General features: G+C 61.0%; 1 protein-coding gene. It reads left to right on the top strand.

The features are described 5' to 3' along the window. Positions 1–65: 65 nt before the first annotated feature. Positions 66–277: anti-sigma factor family protein (locus R0J87_RS19945; RefSeq protein WP_498888423.1), on the top strand; the 212-nt coding region annotated here is incomplete at its 3' end.

The following is a 277-nucleotide window of genomic DNA, read 5'->3' as shown; positions in this document are numbered from 1 at the left end:
ATGTCTCGCCTCGGGCGCGGGCGCCGGCAACTCGCATTACTGCTCGCACCGACGGATGAGGAGGCATGATGGATCACGAACAGGCGTTGCAACTGCTGCCGGGCTATATCGACGAGGAACTGAGCCTGTCGGAGGCGCTTGATTTCGAACGCCACCTCGCGACCTGCGAGGAATGTCGAGAGATTTACGACCAGGATCGTCAGGTCAACGCGCAACTCCGGCAGGCCGATTTGCGCATGGATGCACCTCCGGAGCTGGTGAAACGGATCAAGGCTGC

Origin of the sequence: Halomonas sp. SIMBA_159 (assembly GCF_046536035.1) — a bacterium.
Taxonomy (GTDB): Bacteria; Pseudomonadota; Gammaproteobacteria; order Pseudomonadales; family Halomonadaceae; genus Vreelandella; species Vreelandella venusta_A.
This window is presented reverse-complemented; position numbering and strand designations above follow the sequence as displayed.